The 20,956-nt window shown below is 33.7% G+C and carries 19 protein-coding genes; 4 read left to right on the plus strand and 15 right to left on the minus strand.

Annotated elements, in window-relative coordinates:
- Positions 1–69: 69 nt before the first annotated feature.
- The 13 genes from SMGD1_RS03145 to yajC form a co-directional block, all read right to left on the minus strand.
- Positions 70–381: a bactofilin family protein gene (locus SMGD1_RS03145; protein WP_008337741.1), complete on the minus strand. Its 312-nt coding sequence runs from the start codon at positions 379–381 to the stop codon at positions 70–72.
- Positions 378–1,334, minus strand: coding sequence for a M23 family metallopeptidase (locus tag SMGD1_RS03150; protein ID WP_008337743.1), 957 nt, complete (start codon positions 1,332–1,334; stop codon positions 378–380). The genes SMGD1_RS03145 and SMGD1_RS03150 overlap by 4 nt, the downstream gene beginning before the upstream one ends.
- Before the next feature lie 3 nt (positions 1,335–1,337).
- The gene (locus tag SMGD1_RS03155; protein WP_241761436.1) at positions 1,338–2,492 is read right to left on the minus strand and encodes a bifunctional folylpolyglutamate synthase/dihydrofolate synthase; all 1,155 of its coding nucleotides are present in this window, start codon (positions 2,490–2,492) and stop codon (positions 1,338–1,340) included.
- A 2-nt stretch (positions 2,493–2,494) separates the two neighbouring features.
- Positions 2,495–4,045, minus strand: coding sequence for a GGDEF domain-containing protein (locus SMGD1_RS03160; RefSeq protein ID WP_008337638.1), 1,551 nt, complete (start codon positions 4,043–4,045; stop codon positions 2,495–2,497).
- Between the two features lie 3 nt (positions 4,046–4,048).
- A complete protein-coding gene (gene lptE, locus SMGD1_RS03165) occupies positions 4,049–4,561 on the minus strand; it encodes an LPS assembly lipoprotein LptE (RefSeq protein WP_008337735.1) in 513 nt (170 codons plus the stop codon).
- A 2-nt stretch (positions 4,562–4,563) separates the two neighbouring features.
- Entirely contained in the window at positions 4,564–7,014 is a 2,451-nt protein-coding gene (leuS, locus tag SMGD1_RS03170; RefSeq protein ID WP_008338137.1) for a leucine--tRNA ligase, read from the minus strand.
- A 9-nt stretch (positions 7,015–7,023) separates the two neighbouring features.
- A complete protein-coding gene (locus SMGD1_RS03175; protein WP_008338018.1) occupies positions 7,024–7,362 on the minus strand; it encodes a DUF6394 family protein in 339 nt (112 codons plus the stop codon).
- An 80-nt stretch (positions 7,363–7,442) separates the two neighbouring features.
- The gene (locus tag SMGD1_RS03180) at positions 7,443–7,631 is read right to left on the minus strand and encodes a PLDc N-terminal domain-containing protein (protein WP_008338016.1); all 189 of its coding nucleotides are present in this window, start codon (positions 7,629–7,631) and stop codon (positions 7,443–7,445) included.
- A 74-nt stretch (positions 7,632–7,705) separates the two neighbouring features.
- Positions 7,706–10,312: a CHAT domain-containing protein gene (locus tag SMGD1_RS03185; RefSeq protein WP_008337788.1), complete on the minus strand. Its 2,607-nt coding sequence runs from the start codon at positions 10,310–10,312 to the stop codon at positions 7,706–7,708.
- The gene (locus tag SMGD1_RS03190; protein WP_008337902.1) at positions 10,302–11,036 is read right to left on the minus strand and encodes a hypothetical protein; all 735 of its coding nucleotides are present in this window, start codon (positions 11,034–11,036) and stop codon (positions 10,302–10,304) included. Before SMGD1_RS03190 ends, SMGD1_RS03185 begins: the two co-directional genes overlap by 11 nt.
- A gap of 178 nt (positions 11,037–11,214) precedes the next feature.
- Positions 11,215–12,186, minus strand: a complete 972-nt coding sequence (secF, locus tag SMGD1_RS03195; RefSeq protein ID WP_008337751.1) for a protein translocase subunit SecF — start codon at positions 12,184–12,186, stop codon at positions 11,215–11,217.
- Between the two features lie 2 nt (positions 12,187–12,188).
- The gene (secD, locus tag SMGD1_RS03200) at positions 12,189–13,754 is read right to left on the minus strand and encodes a protein translocase subunit SecD (protein WP_008340619.1); all 1,566 of its coding nucleotides are present in this window, start codon (positions 13,752–13,754) and stop codon (positions 12,189–12,191) included.
- Complete coding sequence (yajC, locus tag SMGD1_RS03205; protein WP_008337797.1) at positions 13,744–14,010, minus strand: preprotein translocase subunit YajC; 267 nt, start codon at positions 14,008–14,010, stop codon at positions 13,744–13,746. Before yajC ends, secD begins: the two co-directional genes overlap by 11 nt.
- Before the next feature lie 82 nt (positions 14,011–14,092).
- On the opposite strand from yajC, the gene SMGD1_RS03210 reads away from it, so the two are divergent.
- From SMGD1_RS03210 to SMGD1_RS03225, 4 genes are read left to right on the plus strand one after another with little or no spacing between them, the layout of a single operon-like run.
- On the plus strand, positions 14,093–15,328 hold the full coding sequence (locus SMGD1_RS03210) for an apolipoprotein N-acyltransferase (protein ID WP_008337688.1): 1,236 nt from the start codon (positions 14,093–14,095) through the stop codon (positions 15,326–15,328).
- Between the two features lie 44 nt (positions 15,329–15,372).
- A complete protein-coding gene (locus tag SMGD1_RS03215; protein ID WP_008338120.1) occupies positions 15,373–17,472 on the plus strand; it encodes an RNA degradosome polyphosphate kinase in 2,100 nt (699 codons plus the stop codon).
- A gap of 1 nt (position 17,473) precedes the next feature.
- On the plus strand, positions 17,474–18,001 hold the full coding sequence (locus SMGD1_RS03220; protein ID WP_008337756.1) for a gamma carbonic anhydrase family protein: 528 nt from the start codon (positions 17,474–17,476) through the stop codon (positions 17,999–18,001).
- Between the two features lie 9 nt (positions 18,002–18,010).
- Entirely contained in the window at positions 18,011–18,622 is a 612-nt protein-coding gene (locus SMGD1_RS03225; RefSeq protein WP_008337786.1) for a trimeric intracellular cation channel family protein, read from the plus strand.
- A gap of 24 nt (positions 18,623–18,646) precedes the next feature.
- Here the strand turns inward: SMGD1_RS03225 and argJ are convergent, their stop codons facing one another.
- Together argJ and SMGD1_RS03235 are read right to left on the minus strand one after the other, a co-directional pair.
- Positions 18,647–19,822 carry a bifunctional glutamate N-acetyltransferase/amino-acid acetyltransferase ArgJ gene (argJ, locus tag SMGD1_RS03230; RefSeq protein WP_008338138.1) on the minus strand — a complete coding sequence of 392 codons (1,176 nt, stop codon included), beginning with the start codon at positions 19,820–19,822 and terminating at the stop codon, positions 18,647–18,649.
- Entirely contained in the window at positions 19,815–20,945 is a 1,131-nt protein-coding gene (locus tag SMGD1_RS03235; protein ID WP_171801000.1) for a potassium channel family protein, read from the minus strand. Before SMGD1_RS03235 ends, argJ begins: the two co-directional genes overlap by 8 nt.
- Positions 20,946–20,956: the final 11 nt, after the last annotated feature.

Raw genomic sequence — 20,956 nt, forward strand, 5'->3', positions numbered from 1 at the left:
TTGTATTATTGGAATTTTATCTAAGAGAGGCTAAAAAGGATTATAAAGTAAAAGAGAGAATCTTTTACTTTATACTTTTTTTATCTGCAGTGTTTCAGGAGTTGGAACAGGTGATACATCTTTTACAACACTATTACCTTCAAAAATACCTTTAGCTTCAATAACAAGCTCACTAGATTCTATTGTTCCACTTACACGCCCAGCTGCTTTTATCTCAACTCTTTGAGCATTTATAGTACCTTCTATATAGCCTTGTACTACAAGTCTTTGAGTAGTGACATCACCTTTAATGTGTCCATTTTTACCAATGTTCACCTCTTTTTTAGAGTTTATTACACCTTCAAATTCACCGTCTACATATAAATTACATGAGAGATTCATTTCACCTTTGATCGTAGAGCCAGTTGTGATGATGGTAGTGTTTGTGTCGGGTTTGGTACCTTGATGTGTGCTGTCGCCGTTATTAAAGATTGCCATGGTATTTGTTTTTCCTTTTCAAATATGTCTTTGTAGTTTTGTACATTCCATTTTACAAAATAAAAGGGATTTACTGCACGTTGAATAAATCTAAGTTCGTAGTGTAGATGCGGTCCGCTACTCATACCTGAGTTGCCTGTATAAGCAATTAAAGCACCCTTCTTTACAAACTTACCCGATTTTATCACAATACTGTTTAAATGACCAAAATATGATCTAAATCCGTAGTTATGTTGAAGTATTACAAGTTTACCGAATCCACTGCTTTTATGAATGCCTGCATATTCAACGATTCCATCTGCTGTAGCATAAACAGGTGTTTTCATTGGTGCTTTCATATCAAGTCCGCGATGGAACTCTTTTCTATCTAAAGTTGGATGTATTCTGTAACCAAAATTACTTGTAACTCCTTTATACTCAATAGGAGATCCACTTGGAATAAATTGTAACAGTGTTGCCATATGTTCGGAATTTACTTTTGTTATACTAACTCTATCTTGCAAAGACATATCCTCTACAGGGGATATACCAATTAATGTTTCTATTTCTGAGAGGGAATCAGAGACTTCATTAAGTTCTTTCTTCTTAGCCATTAGAGCCATCTGTGTGTCTCTCATACTTTGGTCAAGTTCGGCATTTTTTTTCTTTATGGAGTCATATGCAATCTGTGTGTTTTCACGTTTAATCTCTATCTGATCAACTGAATAGTTAAGATACAAGATAGTTCCTACTGCTATTAAAGTAACAAAACCTAAAAATAGTGCTGCATACCAAATCCCTTTTTTAACGATTTGGTGAAGATTAAACTGCCTTACTCCATGATCATCATTGATGGTAATGGTAAAATGATCATTCATATTTTAAACATCCACCCTATTTTGCCTTTTTATAAAAGCTTCCACAACACTAAAAGATCCAAAGACAAGATACTTAATGTTTGGAGTAACACTTTTAAACGTGCTACATTTTATCGCTAAATCATTTAAAGTTCTTTTAAGCCGACTATTTGATTCTGCTCTTTCATCATTTATTGCAATAATTTCTACACGTTTTACGATTGGTTTTAATATTTCAAGGATCTTTTTATAATCCTTATCTTTGTAAGTATTATAGACTAAAACATATTTATTAGGCATAAGAGAATCTCTTATAGCTTCGGCAGCAAGGGGATTGTGGCCAACATCAACAATCACATTTTCACTTATGTGAGTTAGCCTTCCAAAAAGTCTTGCATCTGTGAAATTATCATCACAGTACTCTATATTTAAAAATTTTAAAGCAGATATACTAAGTGAAAGATTTTGTACTAAATACTCTTCAAGTTTTAGTTTTTTTGTGATACTTTCTATCTTTTTTTTATCACTTTCGTCTAGCATTTGTGAATATCTCTTTATATCTAAGGACTTTTCTTTAGATAACTTCTCTGCTACACTATAAACTTCACTTTCTTTTTGAATCGCTAAAATAGCATTTTTTTGAATCGCGTTGAGTTTTGTTGTTGCAATTGATTCTATCGAGTTACCCAAAAAAGCTTCATGATCAAATGCAATTGGAGTAACAAGAGTAAGTACCTTATCAAAGACTGCAGTAGCATCATGCTCTCCGCCTAAACCTGCTTCCATAACTACATACTCACACTCTTTATAAACCAACAGGGATAATAGTGTTGTATATTCAAAATAACTAAGAGCATTAGAATCATCTTGAGATAAAATATCTTGCAGTTCTTTATGAGCTTCTTCTAAACTATTATCATCAATATTTTGTCCATTCTTCCAGACTCTCTCATTAAATTTTAAAATATGAGGAGATGTATAGTGCCCTGTATCAAACCCTAACGAGTGCAAAGCCGAAGCCAAAAAGCGACCTGTTGTTCCTTTTCCATTTGTACCAATAAGATGAATGATTTTTGGATTAGGAAGATGAGATTTTATTTTATCGTATATGCGTGGCATCCTAGAATAGTCAATCTCATTGTAATAGAGTGGTTTAGCTGATAAAAAATCTTGCAACACAGCTATTTCTTGTATGCCACTTGGTTACGACCATCTTTTTTAGCTTTATACAAATACTCATCAGCAGAGTTTATAACATTAGATAGAGAAGTGTGTTTTTTTCTCTCACTTATACCACAGCTTACGGTTACTTCTATTCTCTCCCCTTTGTACATAAAGCGGGCCTTTTCAACATGCTTTCTTACCTTCTCCGCAAATATAGCGCCACCTTCAGTATCTGTTTCACTTAAAAGCGCCATAAATTCTTCACCGCCAAATCTTCCGACTACGTCAACACTTCTTGCTTCTTTTTTTAGTATTTTTGCAAAAGCACCAAGAACAGCATCTCCAGCTTCATGGCCAAAGTTATCATTAACAGATTTGAAGTGGTCAAGATCAAACATCACAACACTAAAGTTATGCCCATATCTCTCAAACTCAGCCTCTTTTACACCCATGAAGTCATCTAATGCACGTCTATTATAAAGTTTAGTTAAGAAGTCCTCTTTTGACGCATTTTTAGCATCTTCTAGCTCACGTTCTAGTTTACGAACTTTTTTACTTAGTGCTGTTACCTCAGTACTATGATTTTTTAAATCTCTACTAAGTAGTTGAGTGTTTTCTTCTAGTGCTGTTGCAATAATGAAAAGTTTTTTATGCGCTAAAGCAAAGTTGCTAATTGTATGTTCATTATATGACTCAAGCTCTATTTTTATTTGTTGAATTTCTACAGTTGAATCATCAGAACGTTCTATCATCTCAATAAGTCTTAAAGATAATTTATCAAGAACTCCATCAAGAGACTCAACCATCTCTTTTACACTCTCTTTATCAAGTGCAATTCTCAGTAAAATAACAGCTCTTATCTCACTCTCTATACTTACACTATCCAAAAGAGAAGGATTTGATTTTATCTTATCGCTCAAATTTGCTATTTTTTCATTCACGCTAGAAGCGATAGATGGAACAAAAGATGAGACTAAAAGAGTGGCAATTCTTCTAAGTTCTTCTTCTCCAGTTATCGATTTTGATTTACCAATAGAAGTATTTAAACTCTCTACAGTCTTTCTTAAATTATTACTGTCCACACTTCCTAGAGAGCCTAATTTATTTAAAAATGTATCATCATATGTTGTTATAAAGTTAATCCAATATTGTCTAAATTGTTCTAAATCTGTTGTATTTGGATTTGAGCTTAGTAGTTTTATACTTTGCTTTGCAAGCTCTGTGGCTTCGGCATTATGCAGAACTTCTACAACTTGTAAAATTCTTTTTGTGAAAGCGCTCTGCGCTTCTAAAAGTTCTGAACATATAGTAGGTTTTGTTCTATTGAGTTTTGAGATTAAAAAACGGGATAACTCACCAATAGTTTTGATTCTATACTGAGCTAATTCTTTTTGAAAATCTTTGTTAAGAGTTTTTGTGAATTTATCTACATGGTTACAATCTTCTGACTGCATACCTGCTTTTTGTGCTTCTTTACAAAAGGCCTCAGCATAAAAATCTGGCGTTAAAAGTTTACCTTCTAGTTCAAGTCTTTTTACAGCTTTTTTAATAATACTTTGTATTGTCAAAACTTACTCCTTCTTTTTTTTAGCCCTTGCGCCCTCAGCAGAAACTTTTGCAACAAACGACCTAATCGCCTTTGCCGCACTAAAGCGTATAGCATCAAATCTCTCTTGATCAGTTACAACAGCATTTGGTGCTACTGTAAAGTCATATGTTCCTGTAACTGAGTAACCCTTAGAAACACCGCTGTGATGTCTAATTATACTCAAACTTACACTCATTCTATAGCCAATTACAAAACCATCATTATCATAGACAATAGGTGTATAAGACGGATTTGCTATACTCAAATCCAGATGAGTATCAGAACTGGCTCTATCACGCAGAGATGCGTGAAAAACTTCTATAATAGCTTCATCAACTGCATCTTTAATAATTACCGTATTTTCAGGGTCTTGTGCTGAGATAATTATGCTTGTACTAATTTTATCACCCATCACTTCTCTAGAGAACTTTGAACTTGGTTTATACCCACAAGATGCAAAACCTAAAACAATAAGAAGTGATAATATTAGTTTCAAGATTAGCCTTTAACAACTATGTTAACTAGTTTTTTAGGAACAACTATCTCTTTAACGATGCTCATTCCCTCTAACCACTTAGAAGCTGCTTCTTTTGCACTGGCTATAATATCTTCATTTGAAGCATCTACTGCTACTTCTATTTCAGTTCTTCTTTTACCGTTGATAGATACACCTAGCGTAATAGAGTCTTCTACAAAGACTTCATCTATAACTGCTTGCGGATTTAAGTTATTAAGTGAAAAATACTCACTGCTTATATCCCAACAAATATGAGGAATTACAGGCTCCATTATAGAACTTAATATCCAATAACCTTCACTCCATACATCAGAGTTACTCTGTGCATTCAGAGCATTCATAGCTTCCATAGTACCTGCTATGAGAGTGTTAAATGTATACTTTTCATTGTACACATCATTTGCACGAACTAAGGCTTCATAAACTTTCTTTCTTGCATACTTCTCATCTTTAGATAGGGTTGCATGATCAATAATAGGTTTAGTGTCAGTTTTTACGATATTTGAACTTCTGTCAAAAAATCTTTTTATAAACTTGTAAGCACCCTCAACTGCATTATCGTTCCACTCTAACTCTTGAGTCGGAGGAGCTGCAAAAAGGATAAATAGTCTAGCCGTATCTGCGCCATATTTTTCAATAATAGCATCTGGGTCAACTGTATTACCCTTAGACTTACTCATCTTAGCTCCGTCTTTAAGAACCATGCCTTGAGTAAGAAGTTTATCAAAGGGCTCATCAAAATCTAAGTAACCTAAATCACGGAATACTTTTGTAAAGAACCTTGCATATAAAAGGTGTAAAATAGCGTGTTCTATACCGCCGATGTAGTGATCAACACCCATCCAGTATTTTAACTGCTGTGGCGAAAACGCTTCTTTTTCCCAATTCTGCGGAGATGCACAAAAACGTAAAAAATACCAAGAAGACTCAACAAAAGTATCCATAGTATCTGTCTCACGAAGAGCATCTTTGCCACATTCACTACATTTACAGTGCTTCCAAGTCGGATGATTGTCAAGTGGGTTACCCTCACCAGTAATCTCAACATCTGCAGGAAGAGCAATAGGAAGATTCTCTTTTTTCTCCATAACCAAACCACAATCTTCACAGTGTATAAAAGGAATCGGAGCACCCCAATATCTCTGACGTGAAACACCCCAGTCTTTTAGTTTATAGTTTGTAGTTTTTTGACCTAACTTGTTTTCTTCAAAGTACTTAATTATGTTGTACTGAGATTTTTTAGAGTTAAGCCCGTCAAATTCTCCAGAGTTAAACAGTTCTCCAACTTCAGTGAAAGCACACTCAGAGCTAAGTTCACCCTCGTAAGGTTTAATCACTGCATTGATAGGCAGATCATATTTTTTAGCAAAGTCAAAATCTCTGTCATCATGAGCAGGAACTGCCATAACAGCTCCACTGCCATAATCCATAAGAACAAAGTTAGCTATCCAAACCGGTACTTTTTTACCAGTTAGTGGATGTATAACATCAAGTCCAAGAGAGATTCCGGCTTTCTCTTTTTGTCTGTCTATTGAAGATGTATTTTTCATCTTCGTTATATTTGCAATAACTGCATCACTTAAAAGCTTATTGTCAATCATATAGGTAACTATTGCGTGCTCAGGAGCTAGTGCAGTGTAAGAAACACCATAGATAGTATCAGGACGAGTAGTAAAAACATCAAATGATTCGAAAGTGTTGTTTAGTTTTTCTTTAGATGTCGCGTCAAAGAACAGGTCAAACTCTAAACCATTTGACTTACCTATCCAGTTTTCCTGCATAGTAAGAACTTGTTTAGGCCAGCCACCCTCAATTTTCTTTAAATCATCTAAAAGCTCATCAGCATACTGAGTAATTTTAAAGTAGTACTGATTCATATCTTTTTTAACGATTGGAGTATCACATCTCCAACAGCATCCATCAACAACCTGCTCATTTGCTAGAACAGTTTGATCATGTGGACACCAGTTAAGGAGACCTTTTTCACGATAGAGAAGGCCTTTTTCATACATATCGATAATAAAGCCCTGCTCAAATTTAGTGTACAACTCATCGCTGGTTGCAAGTTCACGCTCTTTTGAGAAAGAAAAACCTAAAGATACAAACTCTTTTTTCATGTAGTCTATATTGTCATAAGTCCAGCCCTTAGGGTGTGAACCATTTTTGATAGCCGCATTTTCAGCCGGCATACCAAAACTGTCAAATCCGATAGGATGAAGAACGTTGAAGTTTTGCTGACGGTAGTAACGTGCAAAAGCGTCACTGATAGAGTAGTTTCTAACGTGGCCCATATGTAGTCTTCCACTTGGAAATGGAAACATACTTAAAATATATTTTTTTTCTTTTTTAAAATCTTCACTAGGCTCAAAACTTCCGTTTTGAGCCCAATAGTCTTGCCATTTTTTTTCTATAGTAGTCGAGTTGTATTCCAATGAAACGTCCTAGTAATCGTCGTGTGTTTTTGAGCTCTCAATGTAAACAAGTCCTACAGAGAACATGTTAGCGATAAGTGCACCGATAGTTAAGGCAATAGCCCACTCTAAATTTCCAACAACTTCTAAATAAATAAACGCTGGAATAAGGTGTAAATCAGCCACCAAAGAGGAAGCTAAAAGCTCAGCAGAGAGTAAGTTCCTTACTCCAATTTTCAAAACTGTAGAAACAAGATTTAAACTAGCCGCAACAAAAAGTGCAACCGCACTATGTTCATATAAAAAACCCGCTATTGATGTTAAACTCATCAACGAGAAAAATACGTATATTACTTTACCCCAATCCATAGCACTACCTTATTAATTAATTGCAGTGATTATACAAAAAATATCTTAAGGAGTGACTGAATGGATAAAAGAGCATTTTATTAGCTTTTTGCAAGTAGATTTTTCTTCATAAATATGTAGAAAAACGCTAATACGGGAACAAAAATAATACCAATAACCCAAAAAACTTTTGCTTTTTTATCGTTGAATTCATTAGTTAGTATAGAACCGATAGAGTAAATCCATAGACCTAAAAACAGGACAAGGATTAAGATTGTAATATTGCTCATAACATCCTCCTTCATATCCTATACTATATCATTTGTAATGTTAAAACTATAAAAAGAAATAGAACTAATATAATCTATTTTATTAGAATAAATGCAGACCAAAAGTATGGGTTTGAGTAAGCCTCAAATACTTTTGTCTCATTACTCTTTTTTTGTAAACCTCTTTGAGTATTTTCACCAGCTATACTGTTTGTGAGTAGTTTCTTTTTTGCAAAATATAAAGATTTTGAATTTGAATTTCCTTTAGCAATATTTTCATAAAATAATTTCATCAATTGCTCTGTAGCGAGTGAATCAACAGGCCATAAAGAAGCTATTATCTCTTTACTTCCTGCTACTTTAAAAGCTCTAGCTATTCCAGTAGCTCCCTCCCCTCTAAAGTATTCACCACTTCCTGAGTTACAAGCTGACAAAACAACAAGTTTAGCATTGAGTTTTAGTTTTGAAATTTCAGTTGCACTAAGCAGTGAATCTTCTTTCTCTTCTTTTGCTAAGACTAAAGCTGGTTCATTCATATCTGGTATTTCACCACCTAATATTCCATGTGTAGCAAAATGTATGTAATCATAATCTTCAAGAGGTATTGACTTTATGATACTCTCTTTTGCATCTGTGCCTAAAAGTAGTTTAGATGAATTCATATTCTTTGATATAGTTTCAACTTCTCTTCTTGTTTCAGGAAGTTTTTGAAAATAGCCAGATATGTCTGCCGAGCGCTTTTTTGAAAAAGTTATATCAGAAAGTTTATCTACTCCACGTTCATCATACATAGGATCAGCCACAGCGAGTAGTTTTAACTCTTTAGATTTTTTATTATCTATTTGAGAAATATTCAGAGTTGTTAAATAATCAACACTATAATTTTCAAATAACATCAGCTCATCCAATGGATAAATATCTAGCGGCAGAATAGAAAGAACTCCATCACTCAGTAGATGAATATTTTTAATACCTTTAAACTTTGCTATTGGGTTTATGTACTCTCTTGCTATATTTAAAAGCTCTACTTTATTGTAAATTTGTTTTTCTACTAAATCATTTTTTATAGCATATAATTTTTTATCTAACTCTTTACTCTTTGGTATAACAGAAGCAAAAATTTCATCTTTTGATATTCCTGCTATGAGAATATCTGTCCCAACGTCAAATATGATGTAGAGTAAATCTTCTTTACTCATAGATGATTGAAGTTCTTGAAGATTTTGCTCTTTTATATCTGCAGTTGCTTTTAAGTCTTTTAGTTGACGAGAACTTAAAAGATTTAAAGCAACCAAAAAATTATCAAATGATTTTTTAGTTTTTTCTTTTTCATATATTTTTGCTCTTGAGCGAATTAATCCTAAGTAAGCATCTTTTGCGTAGCCTCTGAAGTAGCTTTTTCTTAGATTTATTGGCAGAGATGCTCTTATCTTTTCATTTGAGATAATGAGTTCATCATAAACATCACAAGCTTGAGTATAATTAGACTCTTTTTCTAAGATAATTGCTTTTAGAGTTAGCAGTTCTCTTTTAGTTTTTATAACTCCGTCTAGGTATTGATACTCTGAGGGTAATTTTTTATAGTGTTCTACTAAAAGTTTAAATCTACTCTCTGCTTCAACCATTTGTTCTGTAGCTTTGTCTATCTCTCCTGAATGATAATTTATATCTGCTGAGTATAGAGAACTTAGGTAATTGAATTTTAGAGGGATGCGTTGGAGAACAACATTAGAAGTATTACCTAATGCAAAATCAAAATTTTCGCGTAATTCTTTAATATAAATACTATTCTTTTTTGATGAAGGATCTGTTGAACCTAAAGCATTACTTTGAAGAGTATTTTGTAATTCAAGAAAAGCTATATTTGCTCTTTTCTTATCATTTGTAATAGCAAAATATTTTGCATATACAAATAATGTTTGACTATTTGTATAATAATTTTCACCAGATATATTATTTTGATTATATAATTCAAAATAGCCCTCGGCAGCCCTTCTTCCTACTATATTTGAAAATGGTGTAATATATTTGTACCCATAATACTTCATTAAAAAATCAAAATTTATTGCTTGTATATTTTCATCATTTATATTGAAATCTAGAAGAGATAATTTTAAATTATATTTTTGATATTCATAAAATACTAATAAACTATAAATATCATTCTTTTGAATATTATCTATGTCCACAATAAAGTATTCATTCATTATTTTTTCTATATTTGCTAATGTAATATTAGCTAAGTCAACTAATCCTAAGTCAAGATAAATATCAATAAGTTTAAAGGATGTATCTAATTCTATTTCCATAAAATCATATTTTTGAGACTCTAAAATTAATTTTTTATAAATTTCTATTGATTTATAAACTTGCTTTGTTTGAACATAATAATTTACGGTTACATCTGATAATTGCTTGTAAATAAATACATCAGCATATAAGCGTGCACCTCCATTAACAAAAACATTCCATAGGTCAGTACCTTTATTAAAGAGTATTTCAATTTTAGTATTAGCTTCTTTTGATGTTTTTTTATCAGTATGCAATATGTCAATAACAACTTGTTCTATCTCTAAATATGCTTTTGAATAATTGGCTTTTTTTTTGATATCTAAAGAAGATTCTAGTCCAAATGCCATTACGCTAGATGTTAAAACATATATAAAAAATAAAATATTTACAATATACAGCTTACCTTTCATGAATTATCTTTACAACTGTCACTAAAATATATGACTCTCTAATATATACCCATATCCCTAAACTATTATACCAATCAGATTTATTAGTTTTCCACATATAAGTGTACATATCACTAACTCCTGTATACTGAGTATTTGCAAATGGCTTTCCCCAACCTTCATTAATTACAAATAAGGAATCAAAATCTTTAACAATGGATTTATATAATTCATTTAATGATTCCCCATCATTTGGAGTATAGTAGACTGCCATATTTGTCCCTTCTTTTAATTCTGCAAAAGAAAGATCCATTGGATTAGTACTATTTAAATAAACTTGGAAAGGGTTGTTATTGCTTTTTTCTTTTAAGACAATTGATCTTTTCAAAGAATAGTGCCCTTTTTTAGCATCTTTAATTCCTCGTATCTTCTCTGGCTTAGAAATTGATGAGATTTTGTTAAATTCATTTTTTGTAATTAAAAATTCTTCATCAGCAATTCTTTTAGCTACTGCATCTTTTTTTGGATCAACTATCACAAATGGTAAAGTGCTTATTGTTCCATCAGCATATTGTTCTACTAACTTGTGAAATATTTTTGCTCTAGGCGAATTCACATATTTATATAATAACTTAATATCTGGTGAAGTATAATTTTTTTTTGGCTTAGGTCTAGGTTGTTCGCATCCAATCATAAAGACCAATACAACAACTAAAACACTTACCCTTAAAATACTAGTTCTCATCATAATCCTTCGTATAGTATATATATTTAACTAAGAAATTTATTATTCACTAAGTCTAATCTTTTTGTCTTTATATAAGGCTTAGACTTAGTGCATACTTTAAGTATCAATATATGAGAGTATTTGAGTAGAGCTTACCCACACCAAAGTATGGGTAAGAAAGAGTATTAAAAAGTTTTTACATAATCCCAGATTCGTACTGGTCACGCATTCTTTGTTTTTCTGCTTCTCTTTGTGACTTGGCTGCCAATTTAACATGGTAACCTTTAACATCAAAGCCAAACCATAAAAGAATTGGTGAAGCAACAAAGATAGATGAGTATGTACCAACTACAACACCAACTAAAAGTGTAAATGCAAAGGCATGGATAATCTCACCACCGAACATAAATAACGTAAATACAACGAAGAAAGTCGTTAGAGATGTAAGGGTTGTTCTTGCTAGTGTTCTTGTAATTGACTCATTGATAATCTCAGTCAAATCTGTATTTTTAGACGAAGTCACACCCTCACGAATACGGTCAAATACTATGATAGTGTCATTTAGCGAGTAACCAAGTATGGTAAGTAGTGCGGCTAGTACATCCAGATTTACATCTAAGCCAACAAGTGTAATAGCACCAAGAGCGATAGAGATATCATGAATAAGTGCAACAATAGATGCAACAGCAAAACGCCATTCAAATCTAAATGCAACATAGATTAAAATCCCGATCATCGCTAAGAGTAGAGACATTATTCCCTTCTCTTTGAGCTCTGCACCTACTGTAGGTCCAACGATATCAACACGACGTATTTCGTAATTACCTGTGCCTTTTAATGCCTCACGAGTAACATCACCTACATCTACAGTAACATCACCTGTTGTACTTTTCATACGAATAACTACTTCATCAACTGCACCAAACTCTGTTATAGAAGCATTATTAAAAAGCTCATTACCTTTTAGTTTCTCACGCATCGCATCTATTGGAGCAGTAGTGTCATACTTAACTTGAACTATTGTTCCACCTGCAAAGTCAACACCATAGTTTAGACCTTTTGTTGCTAAAAGTGCATAGGAAGCTAAAACTAAGACTACAGATAAAATCATTGCAAGCTTAGACTTGCCCATAAAATTAAAGGTTTTTGTGTATTTAAAAAATTCCATAATTAACCCTTAATCCCAAACCAGAAACGGTTGTTTTTACTTTTTTGTATTCTGCTCTCTAACATTTCATAAATACCGTGTGTACCTAAGATAGCAGTTAACATAGATGCTAAAATACCAATACTGATTGTAACGGCAAACCCTTTGATAGCACCTGTTCCATAAGCATATAGAACAACTGCTGCAATAAGTGTTGTAATGTTTGCATCTAAGATAGCTCTCATAGCATTTGAATAACCATCTTCTATGGCTTTGTGCATAGATTTACCTTCATAAATCAGCTCTCGTATTCTCTCTGAGATAATAACATTGGCATCTACAGCCATACCGACTGTCAGAACTATACCTGCCATACCAGGAAGTGTTAGGGTCGCACCAAAAAGACTCATAACAGCTAAAATGATAAATAAGTTGGCAATCAACGCAATATTTGCAATAACACCAGCCATACGGTAGTAAACAACCATAAAGATAATTACTAAAATAAAACCGCCAATAAGTGCAATCATACTAGCTTTAATACTATCAGCCCCAAGACTTGGTCCAACTGAACGTTTTTCCATGAGGTAAATAGGAGCTAAAAGTGCACCTGAACGAAGAGCGATAGCTAAATCTTTTGCTTCCATAACAGTATAGTTTCCAGAAATCTGACCAGCACCTCCACCGATACGCTCATTGATATTTGGAGCAGAATAAACTTTTCCATCTAAAACAACAGCAAGTCTTTTACCAACACTTTTGCCAGTGAAGTCACCAAATATTTCTGCACCCTCCGCATTTAACTTGAAGTTAATCAAAGGTCTGTTATTTTGATCAAATCCCATTGAAGCATCTGTTAGCATCCCGCCATCAAGAATAGGAATCTCACGAACTAAGTATTTACGGCGAGAATCTTTAACATCTTCTAAAATCACGTCACCATAAGCGCTAGCATCAGAGTCACTCATGCTGTTAACACGAGCATCTCTATCTTCATCAACTGCCATAAGCTCAAGTTTAGCTGCACGAGAAATAAGCTCTCTTGCACGTTGCTCTTCTTCTTGAGTCTTGATTCCAGCTAACTGAACAAGAATCTTCTCTTCACCTTGACGAGCTACAACAGGCTCAGCTAATCCAAATTGGTCAAGTCTATTTCTAATAGTCTCAATAGCTTGGTCAATTGCTAACTTTTCTGTTTTTATTATCTCTGCAGGTGTTAAGCTAAGTGAAAAGTTCTCAGCATTAACAGACAGGTTTACACCATCTATCTCACTTAAAAACTCTTTCATCGCCTTTGTATCATCAGCGTCAAGAAGTGAAAAAGATATTGATGATTCATCAAACTTGAGTGCATCGACCAAGATATCTTTTCTATCACTAAAATGTTTTACACTAGCAGCAATTGATTTTATACGAGACTTTGTGGCTTCTTCAGTTTTTACACCAAGAAGCATGTGTAAACCACCCTGAAGGTCAAGTCCTAAAGTAACTTTTTTTCCATCTTGCAACTGTAGTAGTGATGGTGCGGAGAAGAACAGACCAAAAACTATTGATAGTGCGAAGATAACTATGCGATAATTAAGCTTCATCCTCATACTTTCTTGCAATAGCGTCTTTTGCAATTTTAGTAATTACATCATCATTCATTTTTACACTTAAAAACTTCTCTTCAACTTTGTGAATAACTACAATAAAGCCACCATTAGTAACAACTTTGTCACCTTTAGCTAGAGCTTCGATCATCTCTTTTCTTGCTTTAGCCTCTTTTTGTTGTGGGCGGATAATCACGAAATACATGATTGCGATTAAAAATATAAACGGTAGTAATTGACTGATAATTTCCATAGGTATGGGTTTCCTTTAATTAAATTGTGGCGATTATACAAAAAGAATATTAATAAGTGACTGAATATGTGTATAATTCTACATGCTAAAAAATATTGAAACGTTTAAAAACAATAAACCATTATTATTTGATTTACTCATTGGTCTCGTAACTGCACTCCTCTTTAGCGCATTTATATATTTAGAACACTGGGGAATCACTCTAAAACTCTTCAACACTATCTTTGGTGTTGCTGCCTTAGGATTACTATTATACATTCCTAAAAGAGCTATATTGGTGGCTGGTTTCTTTATTGGACTCTTATGGTTTTACTGGATTGGTTATAGTTTTAAATATAATGGTGTTGGATATTTAACTCCTTTTATTACTCTATCATTTGCCATTATTTATATGTTGTTTTTTGGTGTTTTAGCACTAAGCAACAAAGTATATGTCAGAGCTCTTTTACTATTTTCTCTTAGTTTTTTTGAACCCTTTGATTGGAACTGGCTGCAAATTGAACTATTATTTGTAGATAGTTATATTGGTCTGTTTAAATACCAACTATTCTTCGTTTTGGCAGCTCTTACACTTCCTAATTATTTAAAATTTAAATACAAAGATGCTTCTATACTCCTGCTCCTCCTCGCATTAAATTTTAGCCCTAGTATAGAAAAAGAAGCTCCACTAAAAATCAAACTTGTTCCTACCGATATAGCACAAGACAAAAAATGGGCGAGAGCTTCTCTTAAACCTACTATCTTTATGATTTTAAAAGAGATACAAAATGCGATAGATGAAGATTATGAAGTTATTGTTTTTCCAGAGTCAGTATTTCCACTTTACATGAATGAAAATCAAAAAATCATTGATAGACTCCTTAAATATTCTCAAGATATTACCATAGTTGCAGGTTCTCTCTATAGAGATAAAGGTAATAATTACAACGTTACATATATGTTTCAAAATGGTAAATATGAAATGGCTAAAAAGCTCGTTTTAGTTCCTTTTGGAGAGTATGTACCTCTTCCAAAATTTGCACAAAACATAATCAATGATATGTTTTTTGCTGGGCAAGCTGATTTTGTAACTGCTGAGAAGCCAACAGATTTTATAATTAAAGGTGTAAAATTTAGAAATGCCATCTGCTATGAAGCTACATGCCAAGAAATATATGAGGGTGATGTAAGTTATGTTATTGCTATAAGTAACAATGCTTGGTTTGCTCCATCTATAGAGCCTACTATTCAAAAATTACTCATGAGATATTATGCGCGTAAAAATGCTACAACAATATACCATTCGGCAAATTACAAGGGTACCGGCATAGTTAGATAATAACATTTAGCTATAATAATAAAAAATATTTTTCAGGCTACTACATGTTAAATCTTAAAAATCCAGACCTATATAACAACCGTGAAATTTCATGGTTACAATTCAATACAAGAGTTTTAAAACAAGCTCAAGATGAATCACTTCCACTACTAGAACGTCTTAAATTTTTTGCTATTTATGGAACAAACCTAGATGAATTTTATATGATTAGGATTGCAGGGCTTAAAAAACTTTTTGCAGCTGGTATCATAGTATCAGGCGCTGACAAATTAACACCGATGCAGCAACTTAGGGAGATAAGAAAATATCTTCACCAAGAGCAACAAGTGATAGAGCATTGTATGAGTGGAATATTTAAAAAGCTTGAACTTGAAGGTATTTATGTAAAATCATACGATGAAGTCAACCAGCATCAAAAAAACACTCTCAATAGATATTTTAGTGAAAATATATATCCAGTAATTATACCAATTGCTATAGATGCTACACATCCGTTTCCACACCTGAATAACCTTAGCTTTGGACTAATTGTAAAGTTGAGTGATACAGATGATGAGTCAATAGAAAGATTCGGACTCATTAGAGTTCCAAGGGTTGTTAGCAGATTTATCGAACTTGACAATGCTACTTATGTTCCTGTTGAATCACTTGTTGCACAACACGTTGAAGATCTTTTCCCTGGCTATACTCTTATTAAATATGCATCATTTAGAGTTACAAGAAATGCGGATATGGAGATAGAGGAGGAAGAAGCTGATGATTTTATGGAAATTCTTGAAGAAGGATTAAAATCACGTCGTAAAGGTGAGATGGTAAGACTGGAGATCGGTAGTGATACTGATGAAGAAATTATTAATTTTTTCAATCGTCATACAAATGTTTACAAAGATGATATTTATAAATTTCACACATTTTTAAATCTATCTAGCTTATGGCAAATTGTTGGAAATAAGAATTTTGCACATCTATTAGCTGCTCCTTTTAAACCTCAGAGTTTACCTCCGTTTGACAATAGCGAAAATATTTTCACCACTCTAGAGAAGCAAGATGTTCTAATGTACCATCCTTATGAAAGTTTTGATCCAGTTGTAAGACTGATTCAAACTGCTTCAAAAGATAAAGATGTTGTTTCTATAAAGATGACTCTATATCGTTCAGGAACAAACTCACCTATAGTTCAAGCACTTATGGCTGCTGCAGAGAGCGGGAAGCAAGTAACAGTTATGGTTGAGCTAAAAGCAAGATTTGATGAAGAGAACAATCTTATCTGGGCAAAAGCACTTGAAAAAGCAGGAGCTCATGTTATCTACGGCATACGTGGATTTAAAGTTCATGCGAAAGCCTCTTTAGTAACAAGAAGAAAAAATGGAAAGCTAAAACAGTACGCACACTTGGGTACAGGGAATTACAATCAAGCAACTGCAAAAATTTATACGGATATTAGTTATCTTACTTCTAAAGATGAAATAACTAATGATTTAACAAAATTTTTTCACTTCTTAACTGGTTTTAGTAAAAAAGGCAAACTTGATGAGCTTTATATGTCACCAGCTCAAATCAAACCTAAAGTTCTTTCTTTAATTCATAATGAGACAAGAAAAGGTAGCGATGGACAAATTATTGCAAAAGTAAACTCTTTGGTTGACGAAGATGTAATTCGCGCACTGTATAAAGCCAGCCAGGCAGGTGTAAAAATCGACCTTATTGTTCGCGGCATCTGTTGTCTTAAAACAGGCATCGAAGGCGTGAGTGATAACATCAGAGTTATCTCAATTTTAGGTAAATATCTAGAGCATCCAAGAGTATTCTACTTCAAAAATGATGCTGCTCAGGTTTATATATCTTCTGCTGACTGGATGCCAAGAAATTTGGTTAGAAGAATTGAACTTTTAACTGCTATCAAAGATGAAGAGTCACAAAATAAGATTATTCAGATTTTAAAACTTCAGTGTTCTGACAACGTACTGGCATATGAGCTTCAAAGTGACGGTTCATACATAAAAGTCAAACAAATAGAAGAAGATAAAAGTGTAAATAATCATAAACTTCTAGAAGAGTTTGTAAACAAAATCTCAAAAGCAAGTAAAAAAGAGACTCAAAGAAGTGTAGCGCAAATCACTTCTCGTCTTTTTCTGGAGAGCTAATATGACATATAAGTTTAAAAATATAGAACCAATAATAGGTGAGAAAACATGGATAGCACCATCTGCTGATGTAATTGGTGATGTTACATGCGGAAGTGACTGCTCTATCTGGTTTGGAAGTGTAGTCAGAGGCGATGTTCACTACATTAAAATAGGTGACAGAGTCAGCATCCAAGATCTTAGTATGGTTCATGTAACTCACTATAAAAAAGCTGACAAGAGTGACGGTAATCCTACTATTATAGGAAATGATGTAACTATTGGTCACCGCGTTATGCTTCATGGATGCACAATAGAAGATGCTTGCCTAATCGGAATGAGCGCTACAATATTGGATGGTGCGGTAATCGGCAAAGAGAGCATTGTAGGAGCTAGTGCTTTAGTTACAAAAAACAAAGTTTTTCCTCCACGTTCGTTAATCATGGGGAGTCCAGCCAAAGTTGTTAGAGAGCTAAATGATGAAGAAGTAAAAGAACTTTATGCATCTGCTTCAAGATATGTAGCGTTTAAAAACGAATACCAGGACTAAGTTACATAGATGCCAGATTTTTTCATATACGCAGATATTATTGGCATTATAGCTTTTAGCATCAGTGGATTTTTAATAGCTATAAAAAATGATCTTGATATTCTCGGTATCTTAATAGCATCGGCACTTACTGCTCTTGGCGGTGGAGTTATCAGAGATGCTATTCTTAGTTCAGCGCCTTTTGCATTCACCTCTCTCTATCCTGCTTTAACCTTAATAGCTACTATATTAATCGCTTACATTTTTAAACTATACAAAAAACCATCGATTGAGAGAAAATTGATATTTGTAGTAAGTGATACTATTGGTCTTGTTGCTTTTAGTATTACAGGAGCGATTTTGGCGATACATGCAGATTATAACTTTTTTGGCATTATAATATTGAGCTTTATTACTGCTGTTGGTGGTGGAGTTACAAGGGACATAATGATAAATCAGGTTCCAACTGTTCTGGTAAGTGACTTCTATGGTTCTATCGCTGTAATAGTTGCTCTGCTGTTGGCATTACTTGAGATGTTTAATGGTTTGAATGAGATAAGTATTGCTGTAGTAGCCATTTTGTCTGTTATTTTAAGATTGATCGCTTTTAAAAGAGAGTGGCATCTGCCGAAGTTAAGTTAAATTTATAAAAGGCTATATAGCCTTTTATGTTCTGTAGTCCGCATTTATTTTAACATACTCATAACCTAAGTCACAACCGTATGCTTTAAAACTACCTTCACCTACACCTAAGTCACAAGAGATAGTAAACTTTTTATGTCCCATAATAACGGCACATTTTTTCTCCATCTCAGCATCAAAAAGCAATTCACCTCTATTATAAACACAAAGATTGTCAAATGAGATTTTTAGCTTCTCTTCATAAGCTTCTACCCCACTTGCACCTACTGTTGAAGCAATTCTTCCCCAGTTAGGATCTTCACCGTAAAGAGCAGTTTTAACAAGCAGAGAATCAGATAATTTCTTTGCGACTATCTCAGCTTCTCTGTCATCTTTTGCGCCAGTTATTTTGTATGTTACAAGTTTTGTAGCACCCTCACCGTCTCTAACCATCTCTAAAGCTAAGAAGTGCATCACTTTAAATAGTGCTTCTTTAAATGCTTCGGCTTCATAAGCTCCACTTTTAGCATTACTAAGAAGTAAAACAGTATCGTTTGTGGAAGTATCTCCATCAACACTAATAGCATTAAATGTTGTTTTAATAACTTCATCTAATATCTCTTGCATCTCTGCCTTTGAGACATCAGCATCCGTAGTTATAAAACACAGCATTGTTGCCATAGCCGGATTTATCATACCGGCACCTTTAGCCATTGCACCAATGTTAAAGCTACTGCCATCATCAAGCGTAACATTCAGTGCTATCTCTTTTGAGAATGCATCTGTCGTCATAATAGCTTTTGAAGCGTTGCCTGGCTCTTTTTTAGTAGTGTCAAACTTCTTGAGACCGTTTATAATTTTTTCTTTGGGAAGTCTAACACCGATAACGCCTGTTGAGCTCATTATTGGGTTTGTGACATTTTCTAAATTACTTAAAACTTCATCTATGTCTTCAAAGCCAGCTTGACCTGTCATTGCATTTGCATTTTTTGAGTTTATAAGAATGAAGTTTGTCTTAAAATCACCCTTTGCTCTAAAGTGCTTTATAGGAGCTGCATACATCTTGTTTGTAGTAAAGGTTGAAGCTACTTCACACTCATTCTCACTGTAGATAAATGCCATATCCAAGGCACCATCTTTTTTCAGTCCTGCACTTATTCCATCAGCATAAAAACCATCAGATGCGCATACGCCACCAGTAGTTTGAACTATCTTATACAAATCTCAGCTCCTTAGGCTTAGTTCTTTTTCTTAAAAGCTCTTTTGTTGTTCTTATATCACGTTGCATACCAATAATAAGCAGCTTACACTCACTTGTAATTAGTACATCACCTTTTGGCATAGATATAAATTTGCCATCTTTTTTTGTTATTCCAATTACTGAAGTGTTGGTTATTTGACGCATATGCGTCTCTTTTAATTTCTTAAGTACTGCCCAGCTATATTTTGGGACTTCTACTTCTTCCATATCCAAAGGATTATCACTCTTATATAAAAACTCTTCAAGAAGATTTTCCATATCTGGTCTTGCTGCCATTGCGCTAACTCTTTGGGCTGTTAGTTTAGTCGGAGAAACAACAGTGTCCGCACCAAGTTTTTTAAGCTTTTCAACATCACTCATTGATTCAGCTGTTGAAATAACATAATAAGGTCTTGGTAAAAAGTGTTCCTTCTCAAAAAGCCTAACAGATGCGATTATAGCAATATTATCAGCAAGAGAAGCAGATAGTGTTATAAGACCTTTAGCAGATGCAAGGTGAGCTTTTAACATTGAAAGTTCAGCGTGTGGTTCAGCTTTTAAATACGTTTGATAATTATGCTCTCTAGCCCACTCATGAATCTCTTCTCTTGGGTCAACTACTACAAAAGGAATATGATTTTTTCTCAGCTGTTTTGTTACTTCAAGAGTATAATCATTATGGTAACAGACCACAAAATGTTTTTTTAACCTTGCTATCTTATACAACATTCTTCGCTCCTTTAAAATCGTGATAATCGTACCTCTATTTAACTCTGCGATTAAAATACCGATTGCACTTGTAAAAGTTGCAAAACCTGCAATAATAAGAGTAATGGTAAATATTCTTCCTGCATCAGAAACTGGAGCTATTTCTCCAAATCCAACTGTAGTAAAGGTAATACCAGTTTGATATACGGCATCCATTAGAGTAAAATTGTCGATAAGTACATATCCGACAGTTCCTACTAACATAGTCATAACTGTTAAAATTAGGGGTAAACGAAATGCTTTTAGGTGAGGGTAAACTTCAGGAAGAAGTTTTGCGTCAGGTTTGGGAGCAGACTCCCAGTGCAGGAATTTGCGAATCCTTTGTAAAAGATTCAACATTTTTTCCT

The sequence above is a fragment of the Sulfurimonas gotlandica GD1 genome (genome assembly GCF_000242915.1).
Lineage (GTDB): Bacteria > Campylobacterota > Campylobacteria > Campylobacterales > Sulfurimonadaceae > Sulfurimonas > Sulfurimonas gotlandica.